The 20,994-nt window shown below is 51.6% G+C and carries 14 protein-coding genes; all 14 read left to right on the top strand.

What is annotated here, in order from left to right; translation table 11 throughout:
* Nucleotides 1-52: 52 nt before the first annotated feature.
* The 14 genes from DZC79_RS12885 (at nucleotide 53) to DZC79_RS12820 (ending at nucleotide 20,896) form a co-directional block, all read left to right on the top strand.
* Nucleotides 53-1,939: a phage baseplate assembly protein V gene (locus DZC79_RS12885; RefSeq protein WP_118952002.1), complete on the top strand. Its 1,887-nt coding sequence runs from the start codon at nucleotides 53-55 to the stop codon at nucleotides 1,937-1,939.
* A gap of 11 nt (nucleotides 1,940-1,950) precedes the next feature.
* The gene (locus DZC79_RS12880; RefSeq protein ID WP_118952001.1) at nucleotides 1,951-3,351 is read left to right on the top strand and encodes an N-acetylmuramoyl-L-alanine amidase; all 1,401 of its coding nucleotides are present in this window, start codon (nucleotides 1,951-1,953) and stop codon (nucleotides 3,349-3,351) included.
* Nucleotides 3,351-3,896: a toxin-antitoxin system YwqK family antitoxin gene (locus tag DZC79_RS12875; protein ID WP_118952000.1), complete on the top strand. Its 546-nt coding sequence runs from the start codon at nucleotides 3,351-3,353 to the stop codon at nucleotides 3,894-3,896. Before DZC79_RS12880 ends, DZC79_RS12875 begins: the two co-directional genes overlap by 1 nt.
* A gap of 14 nt (nucleotides 3,897-3,910) precedes the next feature.
* On the top strand, nucleotides 3,911-4,813 hold the full coding sequence (locus DZC79_RS12870) for a hypothetical protein (RefSeq protein WP_157977117.1): 903 nt from the start codon (nucleotides 3,911-3,913) through the stop codon (nucleotides 4,811-4,813).
* A gap of 27 nt (nucleotides 4,814-4,840) precedes the next feature.
* On the top strand, nucleotides 4,841-5,308 hold the full coding sequence (locus DZC79_RS12865; protein ID WP_118951998.1) for a DUF4280 domain-containing protein: 468 nt from the start codon (nucleotides 4,841-4,843) through the stop codon (nucleotides 5,306-5,308).
* Between the two features lie 15 nt (nucleotides 5,309-5,323).
* Nucleotides 5,324-8,428, top strand: coding sequence for a hypothetical protein (locus tag DZC79_RS12860; protein ID WP_118951997.1), 3,105 nt, complete (start codon nucleotides 5,324-5,326; stop codon nucleotides 8,426-8,428).
* A 12-nt stretch (nucleotides 8,429-8,440) separates the two neighbouring features.
* Nucleotides 8,441-9,373, top strand: a complete 933-nt coding sequence (locus DZC79_RS12855) for a hypothetical protein (protein ID WP_118951996.1) — start codon at nucleotides 8,441-8,443, stop codon at nucleotides 9,371-9,373.
* A gap of 21 nt (nucleotides 9,374-9,394) precedes the next feature.
* A complete protein-coding gene (locus tag DZC79_RS12850) occupies nucleotides 9,395-10,321 on the top strand; it encodes a hypothetical protein (RefSeq protein ID WP_157977115.1) in 927 nt (308 codons plus the stop codon).
* A 288-nt stretch (nucleotides 10,322-10,609) separates the two neighbouring features.
* Nucleotides 10,610-10,990: a hypothetical protein gene (locus tag DZC79_RS12845; protein ID WP_118951994.1), complete on the top strand. Its 381-nt coding sequence runs from the start codon at nucleotides 10,610-10,612 to the stop codon at nucleotides 10,988-10,990.
* A 386-nt stretch (nucleotides 10,991-11,376) separates the two neighbouring features.
* On the top strand, nucleotides 11,377-11,790 hold the full coding sequence (gene tssD, locus DZC79_RS12840; protein ID WP_118951993.1) for a type VI secretion system tube protein TssD: 414 nt from the start codon (nucleotides 11,377-11,379) through the stop codon (nucleotides 11,788-11,790).
* A gap of 277 nt (nucleotides 11,791-12,067) precedes the next feature.
* Nucleotides 12,068-14,194 carry a phage baseplate assembly protein V gene (locus DZC79_RS12835; protein WP_118951992.1) on the top strand — a complete coding sequence of 709 codons (2,127 nt, stop codon included), beginning with the start codon at nucleotides 12,068-12,070 and terminating at the stop codon, nucleotides 14,192-14,194.
* A gap of 19 nt (nucleotides 14,195-14,213) precedes the next feature.
* Nucleotides 14,214-15,485 carry a tetratricopeptide repeat protein gene (locus DZC79_RS12830; protein WP_118951991.1) on the top strand — a complete coding sequence of 424 codons (1,272 nt, stop codon included), beginning with the start codon at nucleotides 14,214-14,216 and terminating at the stop codon, nucleotides 15,483-15,485.
* A 10-nt stretch (nucleotides 15,486-15,495) separates the two neighbouring features.
* On the top strand, nucleotides 15,496-19,971 hold the full coding sequence (locus tag DZC79_RS12825; RefSeq protein WP_198666874.1) for an RHS repeat-associated core domain-containing protein: 4,476 nt from the start codon (nucleotides 15,496-15,498) through the stop codon (nucleotides 19,969-19,971).
* A 16-nt stretch (nucleotides 19,972-19,987) separates the two neighbouring features.
* Complete coding sequence (locus tag DZC79_RS12820) at nucleotides 19,988-20,896, top strand: hypothetical protein (protein ID WP_118951989.1); 909 nt, start codon at nucleotides 19,988-19,990, stop codon at nucleotides 20,894-20,896.
* Nucleotides 20,897-20,994: the final 98 nt, after the last annotated feature.

Raw genomic sequence — 20,994 nt, 5'->3', positions numbered from 1 at the left:
CACCTGCCGGTATTCCTGTTACGGATTTTATAAACCACCTAAAGCCATTTTTATGTACGATAGTTTAAGCGCCGCAGCCAGCCAGCTGATCCCTACCTATATCGGCGCTAACGTGTGGATCGGAGACAAACAGATCAAAGAGATCCTCTCCCTGGAGATAGAGCAGCAACACGCCCGGCATCATCACCTGGTCCTGCGCTTCTACCAGGACCAGATACAGCATGAGGGCTCCATGATCTTCGATGGCGCCGAGAACCTTCTCGGGCAGGTGGTTGAGGTCATCCTCTTCGACAGGAACGCCACTCAAGGCGACAAAAAGCTCAAAAACCTCTTTGTGGCCACCCGGATCGCTTTCGACCACAGCGCCCTCAACGAAGGCATACTCGTGCTCGAGGCTAAAGCGCCTACTTATGTACTGGATGGCGCCCCTCACTACGAGAGCTTCTACCACAAGAACCTCGCCACAATCGCCAAAACCGTGTGCAAGCCGCTGGAAAAGGTCAACAGCAAGCTCAACGCTACGCCAACATTCGACGCCTCGCTCAGCTATGTCTGCCGCTTCGGTGAAAGTTCCTGGAACTTCATGAAGCGCATCAGCGCAGAAACCGGTCAATGGCTTTACTTCAATGGCAAAGAGCTGGTCTTCGGCCAGCCGGAAACCCAGCAGGGACGAGACCTCGTTTATGGTCAGAACTGCTACAAGCTCGAGATGAGCATGCAGGCGCGCCCCGTCCAGGGCGGTTACTTTGACTACAATGCCGCCGAACATACCCCCCTCAGCAGCCCTGCCAACAGCGAAACAGATGTGGCCAACTCGGACAGGGGATTTGCTTTCGGAAAGGCCAAAAATATTTTCGGCGGCGACAGCTATACGCATCCCGCCGCATTGCCTGCCGATGCCCAGACACTGACCAGCATCGGCAAAAGCAAAGCTAATACTACGGCTGCTGATCTTTATCTCGTTTACGGCGAAAGCACCCTGCACGAGCTTAACGTAGGTATGATCGTCAACCTGCAGATGGTAAGGGCCGGCGTAAAGCTTAACCATACACCTCTGCGCATTATCGCCGTTACCCATCACCTGGATGTTACGGGTAATTACAGCAACAGCTTCAGCGCCATCAGCGCGCAAAGCCTTACCCCGCCACCCATAAGCTTTACCGCACCTGTGGCCACCGCCATGCCTGCCGAGGTGATCGACAATGCCGATCCCATGGGACAGGGACGCGTGCAGGTAAAATTCCTCGGATGGCAGCAGGAGCACAGCCAGCAGCAAACCGACTGGATCAGGATACTGACGCCCGATGCCGGCAGCAGCGATGCCGTCAACAGGAACAGGGGCTATGTGTTCATTCCCGAAAAGGGTGACCAGGTTATGATCGCTTTTGAGCAGAACAATCCCGACAGGCCTTATGTACAGGGCAGCATCTTCCATGGCAGCAATGGCGCAGGAGGTGGTTCCAACAATGTGACCAAAAGCATTATGACCCGCAGCGGCCATACCATCGAGCTGAACGACGACAACAACGGCACTCATATCATCATCAAAGATCCCGGCGGTAACGAGATCCATTTCGATACGCAAGGCAGGAATATTACCATAACAGCTCCCGAGACCATCACCATGAACGCCAAGAACATTGTGATGAATGCGGAGCAAAGTGTGACCACGACAGCCGGCATTAATGTAACCACCACCGCCGGCGCTACAGTAACCACTACAGCCGGCATCAACATTCAAAGCACCGCCGCCAAAGACCTCACGATGATGGCGACCAATATCATCGGCACCGCCGACGACAGCGTCAGCCACAATGCCAGCAAGAGCATCAGCAAAAGAGGAAATACCATAGAGGCTACAGCAACAGAAGAGGACTTCAAGATCTACAGCGCCAAAAAGGTGGTGAATACCAGCGGCGAAAAAGGCAAACTGTTCTAAACCGGGCGGTCATGGGTAATATTATTTTCACAGGCAAAAAGATCATCGACAATTCCCCGGTCGCTACATGGGTGGCCGAAGGCGGCGATGTGACCCTTGGCGCCGGCGGCCTGGTTAAGCAGAAAGGCGATGCCGGCGTAGACCTGCTGATCGGGCAGCCGCCACCGAAGGACGATAAGGCCACCGCCACGGTATTGGATGCCTATTTCGCACGCCTCAAAGACAAGAAATATATACGTACCTCCTGGGGTGGCGTCGGTGAAGAATTGTATGTAGTCGTACAGACTTCAGGCCTTGCCGGCAAGGAGATCGGGATCAATATCCTGGACCGTGACGGCATTGTGGTCAAAGACAAATATGGCTTGCTGAGCGTGTTGCAGGACGACGCCGATAAGCAGGGAAAATATGTCACCAAAGTAAGAGACGATAACTTCGCCATCTTCAAGCTGGCCATGAAAGCCAAGGATGATAAGGTAACCGAACAATGGCGCAAGCAGATCGGCGAAGCGAAAGACAAGAAGGCTTACTTCTGCCTGCTGGTCGACGCGCATTCAAAGAACACCGGCATCCAGGTGCAGTATAATGGTAAGAATCCACCTAAAGACCATACCTCTGCCAAAGCAGACAAGACAAATTACTGGCTCGACACCGAGGGCGATTGGTTTGAGCTGCGTCGGAAGAATCCTGTGATCGTGATCGATCCTGGTCATGGCTATACCGTAGGCAACACCGGCGCCGTAAGCTTTATCTATACTTACAAAGTACAAGGCAGCGACGGCAAGCCTGAGCTGGGCCCTGACAAACAGCCCAAAACAGCGAAGGCCAATGTCATGCAGCTGCCCCAGTATGTGCTGGATGCACCCGATACCTGGATCATAAGCCAAAGGGAAGATCCTGATCGCTCGGAACGATTCCTGGTGTACGATGTATCGGCTAAGCTGAAGTCCCTGCTGGAAGGTGAAGGCTACACCGTATTCATTACCCGTGAAAGAGGCCCCATCAAAGGCAGCGACAATGCCACAACCCGTGCCGCCCGGATCAGTATGGCCAACGACAACGCCGCCGACTATTTCATCTCGGTACATGCCGACGGCGCCAATGGCAATACTTCCACCGGCTCGCATGTCATCTATCCCAGTTCTACAGATGCAACACTGACCACGGATTGTTCAGAGCTCGCGACCGATCTCTTCAGCAGCTATACGATCGTCGCTGTGGAAAGCACCTCACCCAAGAAAGACGTACGCGGCCTGCAGGTGCTGGGCAACAGCAACAAGACCAAGCGGAAAGTGCTGGCCGAGCTGGGCTTTGTCACCACACCCAAGGATGCCAAAGCCTTATACGGCAATATCGACAACATAGCCACCCAGATGAAGAACGGCCTGGTGGTCAACATAAAAAAACATTTTTAATGAAGTCCTGGTATCGACTGCCCGTCCTTATGCTCTTCCTGTCCGTAGGCATCCAATGCCGGAGCGCCGGATCGGATCAGGCTGCCCCGCCTCCGACCGCACAGCAGCAACAGGAACAGCACAATGGAGACACCATATCCAAAACCCTGTTTCCCAATGGCCGTACGGAACAGCTGATCCTGAAGAAAGACAGCAGTGATTTCCGGCAGCTGATCTATACCTTTTATGAAAACGGGAAGATCAAAGAGAAAGGGCATCAGGGTTATTATTCGGGTAAAGAAGTGGCTACAGGCATCTATGCCGGCACCTGGTACCGCTACGACACCACAGGAAAACTGATGGAAACAACTGTTTATCATAACGACGAGCCCGCCAAAGCCTACATTGAGAAGACGCGCTACTATGCCAACGGCCGGCCTGAGGTTATTGAACGTTTTAATAACTATGAGCTCTATGAATCGGATATCGATTCCATAGGCGACTGGAAATATTTTGATGAACAAGGACAGCTGATCAAAACTGTCCACCATAAAAGCCGGCCCTGAAGAGCAAGATGGAAATGAATGCAGAACTACATACTGCCAATGGAAGACGGGTGCTGCAGATACGTCCGACAGATATATGCCGCACCTACGGCGTAATGATCCGTTTTGATGACAAAACCAGGATCCACTATGAAACGGAAGTGAGCCAGTTACCAGACGCTGAAGAAGGTTTCCTGTTCCTGGTCGATAGGAAACAGGTCTATATCAATAACCATGCCCCCGACCTGATGATCGACAGACTGGCCGATGATCTGGGGAAATGCCTGTATCCCCTGGAGCTCAGGACAGATAATGAGTGCCGGTTAACTGCCATAGCGAATAAAAACGCCTTATCGAAACGCTGGGTACAGCAAAAAGAAAAACTCGCCCAATATTATAAAGGTCAGCTCGCCCAGGATGCACTATTGAAGATGGAAGCTATATTGGGCAATGAAGGCAGCCTGCTATTGCGATTGAAAGATGACTGGTTCTACAGCCTCTTTTTTTCCGGTATCTATGGCCTTCGTTCACATGACTTCCGGCAAAAGACGCCGTTGGAGCTTCCTGTAGTGCCATACGGTCCCCTGTTGAAATATACTGTTACCAGGGAAATCACGGAGCAGCATACCGAAAGTCAATGCCTGATCATTAATTGCAAAGGCAGGATCGAAGAGCAGCGAAGCGCCGAGGACATAGCCATGAAGCGTTCTGCACCGATTCATAAAACCCTGCATGGTTCCGGTACCGGTGCTGAGGGAGAGGTTGAGATACGATACAGGTTATACCATAAAGATTTTGGGGTAAGATCTGTTACCGGTTTCTGCAGCTTCAACGACCCTGCCGAAACCGGACGTCGCATTACCTTTGAGATTTACCATCTGCCGGAAAAGGACAAGCTCGCAACGCTGCACCGGCAAAGTATTTTGATTGGAAAATAAGTCAAGTATCCCCTAAACCCGGGCATCATGAGCGAAAAACATATGGTCTGCAACGGTGCGATCTGTCAATGCAAGTTCGGCACCACACCAGATAAGCTGAAAGTGAAGCAGAAAGACTATTACATCAATGATACGGAAGGCAGCCAGAAGGCCATCGGCAATACCATGGACATCGGCCAGCCTTTTGAAGCCAATACCTTCGGCAGCTGCAAAAAGATGAACAATAACCCCTGCAAGCCTGCCATTACCGAATGGAAAGACTTTTACGATAAAGTCACGCTGCAAAACGGAGGTAAAGTGCTGCTGGAAAACAGCAAAGCCACCTGTGCTGTAGGCGGAAGTCCTTGTGTCGATATCACCTTTCACGGGCAGACCGCCAGCCCCTCGCAGCAGCAGGCTGCAAAAGCAAATGAAAATGTACAGGCTACCCTTAACCCCGCCATCAATCTGAAAGATACCGCTGATGATGGCAAGAAGATACGTCTACCTATATAAAGCCCTGAAGATATCATGGAAAACACAGCAACCAAGGGTAATCAACCGAAAGCGAAGGAGATTGAGCTGCACCTGAAGGTCAATGAAGAGCTGCTCAAGGATAAAGCTATCATTGATAAACAAAACAACCTGATCATCCTGAAGGAAGGCAATACGGCCGTTCACTTCATGGCCGATTATGATGATCCCGAGATCGCCAAGGCTAAAACCGAAGCGGAAGAAGCAAAGATCGAGCTGGATAAGCAGATCGATGCTCTGAACAAGGATAAAGAGTCGATTGATGAATCTCTCAAATCTTACAAAGCAGCATATGATGTTACAGTAAGGAACAATACGCAGCAGCATTATAATGTTTTCAAGAAGAAGGAAACAGCCTATTCTCAAAAGGTAGCTGCCTATAAAAAGAAATACGCACTATACCAGAAGCAAGATGCTAAACATAAGCTTAAGAAAGCAGAGGTAGAACGCCTTACCAAAGTACACCAGGATACCATAGGTAAAATCAAGTGGCTATGGCACCTGGCACCGAAGAAAATGGACTTCAAGGAAACGGATCTCAGAAGCGATCTTAAGAGCGGCAACATTCAGAATTTTGTTTTTGGCAAGATCTATGAAGGCGGCGGTATGGGCTGGGCAGAACCTTGCCTGGAAAACAAGGCGCCTACCAATAAGGTTCCCGCCGGCTACCTCGTGGCAGCCAAGGGTCAGCCCAAAGTATTGATGACCAAGTGGCGTGAATTCAGCGCTACCAATGATGGCGCTATCATTAACGGGAAAGAGAAGAAATTCAGGGAAGTGGTCCAGCTGCACATCTATACACAGGCCTTATACGGGCAAGACCTGGACATTGAGCTGTATGATACCAACTGGCAGAATGCTACCCTTCCCCCTTACGAGTTGACACCGGAGGAACGGGAAAAATACAATAAGGAGAAAAGTACGCCCAAAGCGCTGGCCCAGTATTTTAGAAGGGAGGTAAGAACCCACCCCCTGCTGAATGATGAAAAAGCATTTATAGATAAGATCACCTCCAACTACGGCGCGAAGGATAATACCTCGCCTGCCCAAGCCTCCCTGGTGCAAAAGACCGTCGTGAATGTATATCTCGATGAGATATGGCGCTACGATGCGGGCAACACGCTACAGATGCACGCGATCATCAGGAGCCGGCCCAAGGATCTGATGGATATATACGCTAATGAATCAGAGATGATTACGGTCAGCAAAGTCAATGAAAATGCCAATCAGCTGTTTAATTCCAATACCGTGATCGAGGTAGGTGAAATTGAAACGAACGCCGGTAATTTTCGCCCCTGCAAATACAGTGGAATATCGGTGCAGGCCGGAGACGCAGAAGCGCAGACTGTCTTTGACGAAAATGTATTGGCTGTCGACTTCAATGCCCAGCGTACTTTCAACGTGGTTGCAGGAAGTGATAAGGCCAAGCAGACCATCAAAGTGAAGATGAACGATGTAGAAACCAAAGACGATGACTGTATCGCCACCCCCAAGCATAAAGGCCATGTAATTAATATAACGCCGCTAATCGCAGCCGGCTTTATGTCCTCCAATGCCCAGGCTGGCATAACTCGTCCGAACACCAAGCCCGGCTCTTTGTCGCTCAAAGCGACCTTTGGCCTGGTAGGATATACCGGTAAAATAGATAACAAGAGTGATAAATCGGCTACAAAGATCATAGACCTGGATGATAACGGGCTGACTTTTGACGCGACTTATAATTATACGATCAAAAAAGCGGATGGAAGCATCAACTGGGAACGCCTCTGGGGCTACGTATGGTTGCCATCCGTACAGGTAGATACCTATAGTATTACCACACAAACCTGCCGGTGGAATCATAATATCGACTTCAGGATCTTCCCCGATATCAAATGGACCGTTGGTTTTAAGATCGATTTCGACGGAAGCAAATTCAAAGCCTTCGAGCAGAAGTTTAAACAAACCAGTAATCGCACCTCACTGAATCCTTTTAAAAGAGCGTACCAGTATACGCAGGAAATGAACGGCCGGTTCAGCCGGGGCGATTACTCCCGCGAAAACCTGGATGCTTACCGGCGCTCTTCCAACAGGCTTAACGCCAGGCTGGATAATGACGGTATCCGAAGAGTCAATCCCGGAGCTGCACACCCCAGCAGTGCTTTCGATAAGGTCCTAAAGGTGCTCGACAATTATGAGGTCTCGCTTAAAGCCGAGTGGAATAATGGAGCAGACAAAATTGATGTCATTGACACGATCTTTAAGACCATTGAAGACTTCATACTCGGCTTTAAGACCGCGATCAAGTTTTGTAAAGCGGTTTTCAATGGAGAGTGTACAGCAAAAGTGAATATGAATGAGGAGAAGCGCAGGAAGCTGGTAGAGAAATTTACCAAATCGCCGGTCGACTACTCGCTCACCAACCCTTCTATGGCCATAGCCGCCTCCTGGTATTACGAGACCATGCCGCCGGTCGACAAGTCGACTACCATATGGGGAGCAGGCATTACCTGGGCCATACAGATCAAGATGGATCCGCTGATCGGCATCCAGATCAAAATGGACCTGTTCCAGATGCTGAGCCGCAAGCACCCGGTAGCCATGGCCGTGTATGCGGCATCGGCGCTGCTGCAGACTCTGCTCGACCAGGACAAACCCATTATTGCCATCGACCTGGTCATTAAGGGAGAAATTGCTATTGAAGGTAATTTTAAGAACAATAGCGTCGGCGGTAACGTGATCAGCAGAGGCGGAAAATCGGCCACCAAGGAAGAATTATTCAAAGGCTCGGCTACCGTGTCTGTAAGCCTTGAAGTAAGGCTGCACGGCGAGCTTAAGGTAGACTTCTTTTACGTTACCACAATTAAGGGCTATATCGACGCCGGTGTCAAAGGTACAGCCGGCTTCGGCATTGAAACCGCCATCGGCTCCGACGATATGGGCATGTACTGGGAAAACATACTCAAATTTGATGGTATGAAGTTAAAAGGAAACATAACTCTCGACGCGGAGGTAAAAAAAACCGACAGTAAACAAAAGAAAAAGCCGCAGCCATTATTCGACGCTAACTTCGAGATCGGACTGGACGAAGCCTCCTTATCCCTGGGCAAATGCAGATTCTAAAATCAAACTTCAATGAAGCACCTCATCTGGATCATTCTGGGTATTACTATCACAACGCAATCTTGCAGTCAAAATAACCAAAGCATGAGCAACGAAAAGATCAAACAGGAATGGCAGAATATTTATAAGCAGGTAAAGACCTATGACTACAATCCCAGGATCATACTGGACTTCAGCGCTTACAATTGTACCTACCAGATATTGATCAATGATGTTCCTGCGCTGATCAGCAACGAAGAAGGCAATATCAATGGATCGGTGTTTCCTGTTTCCGATCTCATCCTGAAGAGCGGTAAGCAAACGATCACCATACGGCTGTTTCCGAAGATGAACGAGGACTACCGTTCTGATCCTTACCTGACCTCAAAAAGTGGCATGTCGATCAAAATAAAGGAAGGCGATTACAACAAGCAGCAACCAGAACAGTTTAAGACCTTATATGCCTTTGAGACGCCGGAGATCAAAGGGAACCTGCCCTATGCCGAATTTAAGGGAACCTTTACAGCCGAGGTGCCTTATACCCTGAAGGGATGGAGCGACGGCGTGCTGCTGAACAAAGAGGATGAAAAGCAATTACAGAAAGAAGCGCTCGCTGTATACGAGCGCTACCGCAAGGCCAACGAAATGCATGATATCAATACTATTGCCAGTATGCTGTATAAACGGCAGGTAGAAAATTCCCAGGCCTATTTCTCTGCGACCAGAGAGAAAAATGACACCTTCTGGCCTAAGCTGGAAGAGACCAACCAGATCATCAAAATGTATCCTATAGAAAAATATACCATGGCCTTCTTCGGCGATGGCCGCATTGTTGCGCTGGTCCGTACGGATAATGAATTCAGAGGAAAGTCCGTGATCATTGGCGAAACGGAAGACTTAGTTACGGTTTTCCCGATCTACCTCTACCGTCCACGTCCGGGCGCTCCATTGGAGATTGTAAGATAACCTGTCTCTAATACTTGCTGCATGAGATCTATTTTTCTGGCTTTACTTTCGGCTCACATACTCACTGCTTGTGCGCAGAATCAAAGCATGAGCAACGAAAAGATCAAACAGGAATGGCAGAATATTTATAAGCAGGTAAAGACCTATGACTACAATCCCAGGATCATACTGGACTTCAGCGCTTACAATTGTACCTACCAGGTATTGATCAATGATGTTCCTGCGCTGATCAGCAACGAAGAAGGCAATATCAATGGATCGGTGTTTCCTGTTTCCGATCTCATCCTGAAGAGCGGTAAGCAAACGATCACCATACGGCTGTTTCCGAAGATGAACGAGGACTACCGTTCTGATCCTTACCTGACCTCAAAAAGTGGCATGTCGATCAAAATAAAGGAAGGCGATTACAACAAGCAGCAACCAGAACAGTTTAAGACCTTATATGCCTTTGAGACGCCGGAGATCAAAGGGAACCTGCCCTATGCCGAATTTAAGGGAACCTTTACAGCCGAGGTGCCTTATACCCTGAAGGGATGGAGCGACGGCGTGCTGCTGAACAAAGAGGATGAAAAGCAATTACAGAAAGAAGCGCTCGCTGTATACGAACGCTACCGCAAGGCCAACGAAATGCATGATATCAATACTATTGCCAGTATGCTGTATAAACGGCAGGTAGAAAATTCCCAGGCCTATTTCTCTGCGACCAGAGAGAAAAATGACACCTTCTGGCCTAAGCTGGAAGAGACCAGCCAGATCATCAAAATGTATCCTATAGAAAAATATACCATGGCCTTCCTCGGCGATGGCCGCATTGTTGCGCTTGTCCGAACGGATAGTGAATTCAGAGGAGAACCTGCCATCATCGGAGAAACTGAAAACACGGTACGCGTTCTGCCCATTTACCTTTATCGTCCTCGTCCGAGCGCTCCATTGGAGATTATAAGATAGCTCCCTAATACTGTTGCATGAGAACAGTACTTCTGGCTTTACTTTCGGCTTATATGCTCACTGCTTGTGCGCAGAACCAAAGCATGAGCAACGAAAAGATCAAACAGGATAGGCGAACCGGTTACCCGTATTGAGTACCAGGACAAAAACGATAAACCGGTCACCGAATTTATGTTTGGTTATCTACATCGCAAAAAGAGCGGCATGCCGCTGGAAATGATCCGGTAGCCTTTCTTATCATAACCTCTCAACCGGTAACGGGAAATCGTTTTCCATTTCAATCCATCTATGAAATATATAGTCTTCGTCCTTGCATTACTGACAGCCGGTACGCCCTTCGCCCAAACGTCAAAGAGGCCCGCGGCACGGACCTGCGGCACGGAAGAGCAAGCGATGGGCGCATTGCAAAAGCTTCCCGAGGTCAAGACCCGCGACCGTTTCATCGATTCGCTTACGCAGCACAAGCATGGCATTGCCATGATCAATTACGACCAGGATAAAACAAGCACCCTGCCCTATTACGAGATCAATGTGGGCTACTCATCCGAGATCCGCTTTGAGAATTATTATACCTTCAGAGTGTACAAAAAAGATTGCCGCATCGAGGTGGACGATATCGAAGAAGGCTGGATGAGCCTGGCTGATTGGCGCAGGAAACAAGCGCAATAAGACCTTGCATTAATACAGCGATTCTCTTGTGCTAAATGCTTATTTTTCCCGATTGCCTCTGAAAATAGGAAAGTACTTTCCTATTTTCAGAGGCAATTTTGCTCTTGTGTCAGGGCCCTACATTGTACTCCTGTAGCAACAGCTGTAATCCGCCGTGGATCGGCATTACAGCACTAATGTCCTAATATCCGTTAAGAGAATCACAAGACGGATCAATATCAGGCTCACATCAACCAAAAGCAATATTTCTAATGCTTTAATGCCCAAACTCAAATAACGAATAAATAACATTTAACCCAACCTTAACGGCTAAAAAGGCGGGCACACTACCGTCTGTAATAACTTCGTTTCATCATTTCTTTATTCATTTTTAAAAGCAATTTACTATGGCATCTTCAGCAAGTAATGCGAGCAAACTAGCCTCCGTCGACATTGACGGCAAGGTATTCAATGTCCATCAGGCTTCCTTTGAATCCATCAAGCCGGTGGATCAGTGGAACCGTGTAACCGCCTACGCAACCAAAGCCGATGCGCGCTTTGTGATCGAAGGCAATGCAGAAACGTCTGTGCTGTTCGAGAAATACGCCAACAGCCGCAAGCGCTTCAATGCAAAGCTGACCTTATACAACACACATGACGAAGGCAAGCTGGTAGAAACAGAGTTCAAAGAATGTTCTATCACTTATTACTCGTCCAAGTACAATGCGTCGGATGAAGTCCCCTATACCATTACGCTGGTGATGTCTCCTAAGGAAACCGTGGAGAAGCTGGCCGTGCTTGCATTTGCGCAAACTACTTAAGCTCACGCCGGTACTCCGGCTTTCAGGGCGATACGATAGAGCTGTACAGGGAAGACGAAGCCCGGATTGCCGCTTTTATTGTATCGCCTTTTACTTTGCTTTCCTGTCACCATTGTTGTATCGCCTGCTTATTGCCATGCCCCTTTGCCTTCCGGTGTCGCCTTATTCCGTCACTATCTGGTAAAGGATACATTCTGAAATAGATCAGCCTGCTCCTGCTTCCGGGACCGTAGTCCGATGCAGCTAGTAATTGCCACATCAACCAAAACCTTTACAAATGTCTCTGAATTCAAACCTGTCTCCCGAAACCGGGAAAGTGGCCAAGGCAGCGGACGCTGCCGCAGAACAAGCAGTCAATGGCCTTACGGACAACCTGCAGCAGGAGAAAGCCCGTAAAGCGGCACAACAGGCAGCGTCGGCCTATACATCGGCAGGCCAGCTAACAGGCAGGCCTGTGGCTGCTCCCCTTCCCGGGATCAGCGCTGTTCCTTTCGAAGACCTTGATACGCCTTCCGCTACCCGCATCGCAATGAGCAACAGCCGATATAACAATGCAGAAGCAGCTACAGCAGCCGATGCTTCCATACCGAAAAAGATCGCAGCCAAGGTCTTCATCGGCGACACTCCTATAGAAGAAATATTATCCCTGACCATAAACCAGCAGTACGGTGAGCACAATACCCTTAAGCTGCGCTTCTTCCAGGACCAGGCACAGGCGCAGGGCTCTTTCACCTTTGAAGGCGCCGAAAAGCTCCTGGGCCAGGTGGCAGAGATCGAGCTGTTCGATCAGAACAATCCCGGCTCGGGAAAGCTGCAGCATCTTTTCGTGATCGCCGACGTGCAGTTCGACCAGGAAGCGCTGAACGAAGGCATCATCACCGTAACCGGCTACTCGCCTACCTGGATACTGGATGGCGATCCGCATTTTGAAGCCTTTTATAAAAAAGACCTGGCTACCATCAGTAAGTCGGTATGCAAGTCGCTCGAGCAGGTCAAAGGAAAGCTGAAAAGCGACCCCACCCTTAGCGATCAGCTACCCTTCGTGTGCCGCTATAATGAAAGTGTATGGAATTTCATGAAACGGCTCAGCGCGGAAACCGGGCAATGGTTGTACTGGAACGGCAGCGAGCTGGTATTCGGCCGCCCCGACAACAGCTCGGGCCCTGCTTTGATCTATGGGGAGAATTGTTTTCATATCAATATGGGGCTGCACGCAAAGCCTTTGCCGCAGGGACTCTTTGATTATGAATCGGACAATCATACGCCCATCAACAGTGAGGCCAACAGCTATAACGGCAATGCCGGCGCTTATAACAACATCGCTTTCAATAAATCGAAGGAGCTTTTCGGCAGTACGCCTTCCTACGGCATGCCCCGCGCACTGTCCTCTAAAAGCGATACCCTGAAGAAGATCGCCCGGAGTCGCAGCGCTCAGCGGGCAGCTGGTATGTATACCGTAAAGGGAGGAAGTACACTCTATGAGCTGAGCACCGGCATGGTAGTTGACATCTCCTTCAAAAGGCAGCAGCAGAGCGCCAGCCACGCCCCCATGCGTATTACCTATGTAGAGCACCAGCTCGACGCTACCGGCATCTACCTCAATACCTTCGAGGCCATTCCTGCCGCATCCGAAATGCCGCCCGATATCCAGTTTATCCAGCCGGTAACACATCCCATGCTGGCCGAGATCATCGACAACAACGACAGCAAAGGCCGTGTACGTGCTAAATTCATGGGCTGGCAGCAGCAGGACCTGCCGCAAACCGATTACATTCGCGTACTTACACCCGATGCCGGCGGCGGTGGCGAAAAGGTTGCTTCCAACCGCGGCCTGGTGACGGTACCCGAGATCGGCGACCAGGTTTACATCGACTTCGAGCATGGCAACCCCGACCGGCCTTTCGTTACCGGCAGCGTATTCCATGGCGGTGTAGGCACCGGCGGAGGAGGAGGCAATAATGTCAAGAGCCTGACCTCCAAAAGCGGGCATACCGTTACGCTTAACGACGGCGCCGGCATTACCGTAAAAGATAAAGCCGACAACATCATCTCCCTCGATGGCGCAGGCAATGCCCTGATGGAAACCAAGGAGACCATTACGATCAAATGCGGCGAAAGCAGCATCTCTATGGACAAAAGCGGCAACATACAGATCAGGGGCAAGCAGATCGTGACCCTGGGAGAGGCGATCGGCGTTTCGGGCAAGAACAGCGTCGGTATCGGCGTAGGACCGGAAGGCGGCACACCCACCTCCGGCATCGCCATAGAGGCTACCACGCTCGACGTAGGCACCAAGACACTGACGATGAGCGCAGAGACCGAAGCCCACCTCGCCGGGAAGACCGTCAACATCGGCGGCGGCACCGAAACCAATATCAGCAGCGGTAAAGTAAAACTCAACTAGCCCTCATCATACCGGAACCATGAACCCTGTACAACTGGAAATAGTCAAGATAGACCGGCAATGGCAGCGGGAGGTAAGACAACATCCTGACACGCCGCTTTTCATATGCCTGGGCGAACGGCACGAGCTGAATCTTTTTGAAGCCTATTTCAAATACCAGCTATCCGACGAAAGCACCAGCGACGACCTGTTCTTGCTGCACTACCAGCCCTTTGAGCAAAGCAGCGTTTACGGCATGAGCCTCATTGAAGAATGGAAAGAAGTATTCGATCTCTGGCAGGCAGAGCAAGGTGAGCCGGTATCCTGGCACATCGATACCGGAGAAGCAGGGCAATACCGCACCGATGCCTACAAGCCGGTGATGGCGCTGGAAGTACTTTACCGCCTGTTCCCACAGCTGAAGACCAAAAATATTTTTGTACACCTGGCGCCCACGCGCATCGCCAACCTGGAGGATTTCAGCCTTTGGGTACAGGAATGGTGCACCGCTGCACAAGCACTGCCCCAGCTGAAGCTGGTCTACAGCGACCACCATGCTCACCGCACCCTGAAGCATGCCTATGCCCGCAGGGAATTCCGGCTGCAGATCGATATCAGCCAGATGATGCAGCATGCGGCAGCCTATACCCATCCACAGAAGAACGAGCCCGAAGCCGATTACCAGCAGCAGATCCTGATCGCAGGCAACTTCATCGGCAAGGGGCAGCACAGCCAGGGCCATGCTGCCCTGGAACGCGCTATAGCTATCGCACAACGGCAGGGCGCCAAAGAGGCAGAGGCTACCGCCCACCTGATGCTGGCGCAAAGCATGGCTGCCGTACGTCGCCGGAAAGAAGCACATCGCCAGTACCACCTGGCACTGGCCGCAGCAGGTGCCGACAGCCTCATTGGCGCACAGATGCACATGAACTACGGCAGCTTCCTGCTGATGGAGGCCCGCAAGGCAGAAGCCCGTTCTTACTTCAATAAAGCCACACATATCGCAGAGCAGCTGCAGAACGACTTTATGGCGTTGGAATGCACCCGTATCGCAGGCCAGATGTCGGAAAGCAAATGGAATGGCCCGGAAAAAGCGCTGGCCAGCTACCGTAAATGCCTGGAGATCGGCAAACGCATGCCCCTTGAACGGAGAAGGCAAAGCTCTATGGCTTATGTCGCACTCACTATGGAAAAAATATACGGCCCTGAACATGAAGAAAGCATAGCACTGGATCGCGATATGCAGGAACACATCGGCCCGGACTGGCGACAGCTGGCCGTGCTGCCCGATCAATATGCACCCACCAACTAATGAAAAGGCTATGGAAAATGTAAAGCTTATCAAGGCAGCCAAGCCGGTAATGACCAGCAACGCCCGGCAGCATGTCAGCAAGCATTTCGATATCGTGCTGGCTATTGACTTCCACTGGACTACCATTCCCCTGCCCCCTTCTTTCGGCTTCATCCCCCTGCCGCTGCCTCATCCCTTTATCGGCATGGTCTTTGACCCGATGGACTACCTGCATTTCGACATTCCCATCCCCTCCTTCCTGCAGGAGAAGATCGGCGCCAAAAGCATTCCCATGGGTGGCTCTATCTACGTGCACAGCCGGCACAAGGCCACTACCACGACCAGCGTAATGGGCGTGCTGCTGCCTTTCCGGCATATCTCGTCGATACCAGGCATATACTTTATCGTCAATATTCCCGGCTCCCCGCATGAAGGCGAAGTCTATTGGGGCTCCACTACCGTGCTGGCCCAGGGCAGCGAGCTCAGCGGCTCCGACCCGCAGCAGGTGCTCACCTGCTGGTGTCCGCCTATGGGCTTGAAGATGCTGCCGACCATGCCCAACAAGATCAAGAAAAATCCGCTGTCCTACTTCGCTTTCTACAACGACATCCTCAGCATGTATGTGCAGATCAATACCGGAGGGCCGGTGCTGGTCGGCGGAACCTTTGCCCCGCACAACTACACCATGGCGGAAATGCTGATGCGCTTTGCCGGCATGGCCCTGATCAAAGGGCTGGGCAAGCTGGCAGGCGCATTGAGCAAGAAAGCCCTGAAAGGCGTCAACAGCATACTGAAAAAAGCACTGGGCGATACCAACCCCCTCTCCAAAAGGCTTTGCGCCTTCGGCCTGGAGCCGGTCAATTTTGTTACCGGCGCTATGTTCTTCGAATGGATCGACTTCGAGCTTCCCGGCGGCACTGCGCTGAAGTGGGGCAATATCTGGCGCAGCGACAAGCCCTATGCCGGTATGATGGGCAATGGCGTTTACAACAGCTATGACCTGTATATCCTTCCAGATGCGGAAGCAGGCATTGCCGGCTTCAATCATCCCAAGGAAAACATGGTGATGCCGCTGCCTTATATCGAAGCCGGGTCCATGCCCTACTACGACCGCAGCCAGCGGGTATGGATGGAGCGCCCCGACGAGCAGACCTGGATCCTTACCCTGGATCAGGATGTTTATACTTACCTGCGGCATGCAGCCAAAGACGGCGATATCTTCCGCATTCATTCGATCCGCTATGCCGAAGGCACGCAGCTGACCTTCGGCTATCACCGCGGCAGCAGCTTGCTGGCCACCATAAGGGACAATACCGGCAGGATGCTGGAACTGATTGCCGACGATCAGCTGACCCATATCACGCAGGTCTATTACCGCTACAAGGCCCAGCGGACGCTCATGGTGGGCTATGCCTACGATGAGCGCAACAACCTTGTGCGGGTAACCGACCGTGCCGGTAAAGCGCTGTGCTTTGAATACGACAGCCATAATCACATCATCCGCAGGACCAATCGCAACGGCATCAGCTATTGCTGGGCCTACGACCAGGAAGGCAGGGTGATCCACACCTATGGTCCGGAAGGCTACATGGAAGGCCATTTGAAATATTTCCCTGAAGAAGGCTATAACGAAGTGCAGTACAACGATGGCCGGGTAATGAGCTATCACTACGACGAGAATGATCTGCTATATAAAGAGGTGGATGCCATGGGCGGCGAAACTTATTACGCCTATACGCGCTTCAACGAACGGCGGCTGGTAGCCAGTCCCGAAGGCAGGCTGGTCGGCTACGACTACGACGAGCAAGGCAATATCAAAACCTACCATACGCCCGAAGGCGAGCAATACCAGTATGCCTATAATCATATGAACCAGCTCATCATGCGGTCGGAACCTTCGGGCCTGATGGAGACCTGGACCTATGATGAGCAGCTGCGCAAAACGGAACAAGTAAGAAAGGACGGCCGCATCGTCCGCTATTTCTACGGTGAGGCCACCGGCCTGCCAACCCATTGCATCGATGATAAAGGCCAGGCCCTGTACTGGCAATACAACGAGCTGCGGCAGCTTATATCAGAAACCGATGAGACCGGCGCCGGCCGCAGCTGGCAATACGATGCCTTCGGCCTCATGGCTGCCTTCAGGCCCGGCCCGCAGCAGGAGCTGCGCTGGCAGCGGGATGCCCTGGGCCGTATCACGAAATTCAAAGGCCCGGGACAGGATGAAGTTACTTTTGCCTATGACGCCTACGAACTACCCATTTATGCAGCGGACAGCAAGGAAGAATGGCGGCTGGAATACACACCCATGGGCAACCTGCGCCGGCAAACGCGCAACAGCAAAGCCAATGCCCGGCATAGGCAGCTGCTCGAATTCAGCTACGACAATTATGAGCAGCTGCAATCGGTGACCAATGAAAAAGGGGAACGCCATACCTTCTCCAGGGATGCCAACGACCAGGTGATCGAAGAGACGGGCTTCGACGGCATGCAGCAGCAGTATATCCGCGATCGCGACGGGCAGCTGCTGAAGACCGTATTACCAGAAGGCAAAAGCATTTACCACAGCTACGACCTTTCGGGACGATTGGTCTACAACCGCTACGACGACGGCTTCTGGGAGGCCTTTCGCTACGACCGTTCGGGCTTGCTGGAAAGCGCCGACAATCCGAATGCTTCCGTACAGCTGCGTCGCAATCCCTTCGGACAAGTCATACAGGAAGTACAGGGCAGCCATACCATCGACTATACCTATGATGCCTTTGGTAACCTGACCGGCCTTAAAAGCGGGCTGGGCGCCGATGTAGCCATGACCTACGACAGCCTGGGCTATCTTACCGGCATACGGGCACAGCACAGCGGCGAAGCTTGGACGGCCGGCATGAACCGTAATGCAAGCGGCGACGAGCTGGACCGTAGCATGACCGGCGGCCTCAGCTCTTCTTTCGTCTACGATCATGAAGGAAGACCGATCAGCCAGAAGATCACGCAAGGCAGCCACACTCACCTGCACCGTCAATATACCTGGAACAACAACTACAAGCTGGCAGCCTGTCTTAACCTGCTTACCGGCGGTAAGGTCACTTATGACTACGATAGCCGAGGCGATCTGACAGCCACCACATATGACCACAAGGAGCTGGAGTATAAAAAGGCCGACGATAGCGGCAATGTATTCCGCACGGCACAGCAGAAAGACCGTGTATATGGTCCCAATGGCAAACTGCTGCGCGACCAGGAATGGTATTACCGCTACGATGCGCTGGGCAGGCTGATCCTCAAAAGCAAACGGAACATCAACGATATGCCCGCCGGCGCTGCCCCCGATGGAAGCTCCCCGCGGCAATGGGCCTGGGTAACCACGGACGACGCCGCACCGCAGGCGCAGGACGCGGCCGACCTGAGCCGTCTGCCGGATGCTGCGTCGGGCTTGCCTGAATGGGAACAGGGCGACTGGTCGTATGCCTGGTATCCCGATGGCATGCTGCAGTCGGTCAAAGCGCCGGAAGGGCAGGAAACTTCATTTGAATACGATGCCCTGAACCGGCGCACAGCAAAGATCAGCAAAGGCCGTATCCGGCGCTATCTCTGGCAGGGCAATCAATTGCTGCATGAGTGGGAATACGACTTGGCCGACAGGCCGCAGCTGGTGGTCGACAAGGAAGGCGGTTTAGGCAACGACCATGCGGAGCCGGTGGGTGCAGATCTTATTACCTGGATCTACGAAGGCGACAGCCTTACACCTGTGGCCAGGCTGGCCGGCGGCCGGCGCTATTCCATCATCAGCGATTACCTGGGCGTACCGGTTATGGCTTTCGATGAAGAAGGCCGGAAAGTATGGGCCTCCACGCTCGACAGCTACGGCTGTGTACGCAGTGAATACGGCGACCGGTGCTTCATTCCCTTCCGTTATCCCGGGCAGTACGAAGATGAAGAGACCGGGTTATACTACAACCGCTTCCGCTATTACGATTGCCATACCGGCACCTATATCAGTCCCGATCCCATAGGCCTGGCCGGCAACAACCCAACGTTTTACAGCTATACCCACGATCCCAATATCTTCTTCGATCCCTTCGGGCTGACCTTCCAGAAAAGACTTGGCGACTATGGCGAGAACTGGGCCAAGCAGCAGCTCAGCAACAATGGTAAATACAAGCAGGTGTTCCACGTACAGAATGCCTCCAATAATGGAATTGATTTGGTAGGTTTGCGGCACGATGGCAAGTTCGATATCTTTGAAGTGAAGACGAATATGTCGGGTGAGGTAGGTAAATTATCGCCGCGGCAGGCCGATCCTGCAGCCTTCGTACGGGATGTGCTGGGACCGAATAAAGCAGGCAACGGCAGCTACGGCATCTCGCCCAGGATGGCCAACCAGATCAAGAACAACATCGGCGATTACCGTTTGATCGATGTATGGGTGAAACGCGGCGATAAGGGCCGCTGGTATGTCGACAGGGCCATGATGTCGGATTGGACGGAGATCGGAAAACTATATCAATAGCGTATACAAACAATATATGGACAGCAAAAAAGCACCATCTTTTCTTTCAGAAAAATACAGGCAGATCGCGGCCAATTATGATAGTATAACCGCAGATGCCGATTTTATCACCTTCCTGGATACGTCGGTGGAGGAGCTTACGGAACAGGGAAAAGAGCTGTTCACCAGCAGCTTTACCGAGTTCGGCGAAACCTTCACCACAGAGTATGACCTTGTTGCTTTGCTGCATTCCGATGCGACGCGGCGCATTTATGAAAGCATTCTGCAATTCCGCGACCGGAACGACCAGAAGGCTTATGAACAGATGATCGCCGCCTATGGCCATGTACTGATGGTACAGCTGGCCGGTCTGAAGCAGGGCAAAACAGAAGAAAGCCTGTTCAGCACCGACATCGCATTGTCGCTGATGTTTGCGATCGCCTATTTTCCCGGCGATGCTCCAGATGTATTACGCTACCTCCTGTTTTACCTGGAGCAGCGGCAGGACCTGATGCAGGCAAAGCTGTATGCCAACCGTCTCGGCAAGCCGGACCTGCTTCCCCTTGCGGCTTTCCTGGCAGGTGAGGCCGGCCTGGATAAAGCAGAAGCCATACAACCTTATTGCAGCAAGCCTGTGGAACCGGCTTACGCTGCTGCGATCGACCAGCTTTATGCCACGGATGAAGCGGTGGTCAACCAATGGGTTGATGGTATAGCTGCTTACCACATCGCCAACAGCCAGGATGACTGGACCCTGCCCTTCAACAACATTACCTGGCAATTTTTCCCGGTAGAGATCATTGCCCTGCTGGTAATGCGCAGCCGAAAAGGCCTGAACAGCAGCTTCATCAGCCATCCCATAGTTAAGCCCTTCCTGCCTTACATTGCAGCGCACCCGGCCGCCCGGCCGCTGCTGGAACATATCCGCGGGCGGGTAAAGCCCTGAAAAGGCCAATAGCATTAAATTTAAATCTTTCTTAAGATTCCGGTTATCCGAATCTTGATACTTTCGTAACGCCTGCCGGATCATCAAACTATTTGGTG

This window comes from Taibaiella helva (assembly GCF_003545695.1).
Lineage (GTDB): Bacteria > Bacteroidota > Bacteroidia > Chitinophagales > Chitinophagaceae > Taibaiella > Taibaiella helva.
Note: the sequence above shows the minus strand (reverse complement) of the source record. Positions and strands in the feature narration are given on the sequence as shown.

Excerpts from the sequence above, each read along its gene's own strand:
- DZC79_RS12885 (WP_118952002.1), top strand. The coding sequence starts at position 53 with ATGTACGATAGTTTAAGCGCCGCAGCCAGCCAGCTGATCCCTACCTAT.
- DZC79_RS12880 (WP_118952001.1), top strand. The coding sequence starts at position 1,951 with ATGGGTAATATTATTTTCACAGGCAAAAAGATCATCGACAATTCCCCG.
- DZC79_RS12875 (WP_118952000.1), top strand. The coding sequence starts at position 3,351 with ATGAAGTCCTGGTATCGACTGCCCGTCCTTATGCTCTTCCTGTCCGTA.
- DZC79_RS12870 (WP_157977117.1), top strand. The coding sequence starts at position 3,911 with ATGAATGCAGAACTACATACTGCCAATGGAAGACGGGTGCTGCAGATA.
- DZC79_RS12865 (WP_118951998.1), top strand. The coding sequence starts at position 4,841 with ATGAGCGAAAAACATATGGTCTGCAACGGTGCGATCTGTCAATGCAAG.
- DZC79_RS12860 (WP_118951997.1), top strand. The coding sequence starts at position 5,324 with ATGGAAAACACAGCAACCAAGGGTAATCAACCGAAAGCGAAGGAGATT.
- DZC79_RS12855 (WP_118951996.1), top strand. The coding sequence starts at position 8,441 with ATGAAGCACCTCATCTGGATCATTCTGGGTATTACTATCACAACGCAA.
- DZC79_RS12850 (WP_157977115.1), top strand. The coding sequence starts at position 9,395 with ATGAGATCTATTTTTCTGGCTTTACTTTCGGCTCACATACTCACTGCT.
- DZC79_RS12845 (WP_118951994.1), top strand. The coding sequence starts at position 10,610 with ATGAAATATATAGTCTTCGTCCTTGCATTACTGACAGCCGGTACGCCC.
- tssD (WP_118951993.1), top strand. The coding sequence starts at position 11,377 with ATGGCATCTTCAGCAAGTAATGCGAGCAAACTAGCCTCCGTCGACATT.
- DZC79_RS12835 (WP_118951992.1), top strand. The coding sequence starts at position 12,068 with ATGTCTCTGAATTCAAACCTGTCTCCCGAAACCGGGAAAGTGGCCAAG.
- DZC79_RS12830 (WP_118951991.1), top strand. The coding sequence starts at position 14,214 with ATGAACCCTGTACAACTGGAAATAGTCAAGATAGACCGGCAATGGCAG.
- DZC79_RS12825 (WP_198666874.1), top strand. The coding sequence starts at position 15,496 with ATGGAAAATGTAAAGCTTATCAAGGCAGCCAAGCCGGTAATGACCAGC.
- DZC79_RS12820 (WP_118951989.1), top strand. The coding sequence starts at position 19,988 with ATGGACAGCAAAAAAGCACCATCTTTTCTTTCAGAAAAATACAGGCAG.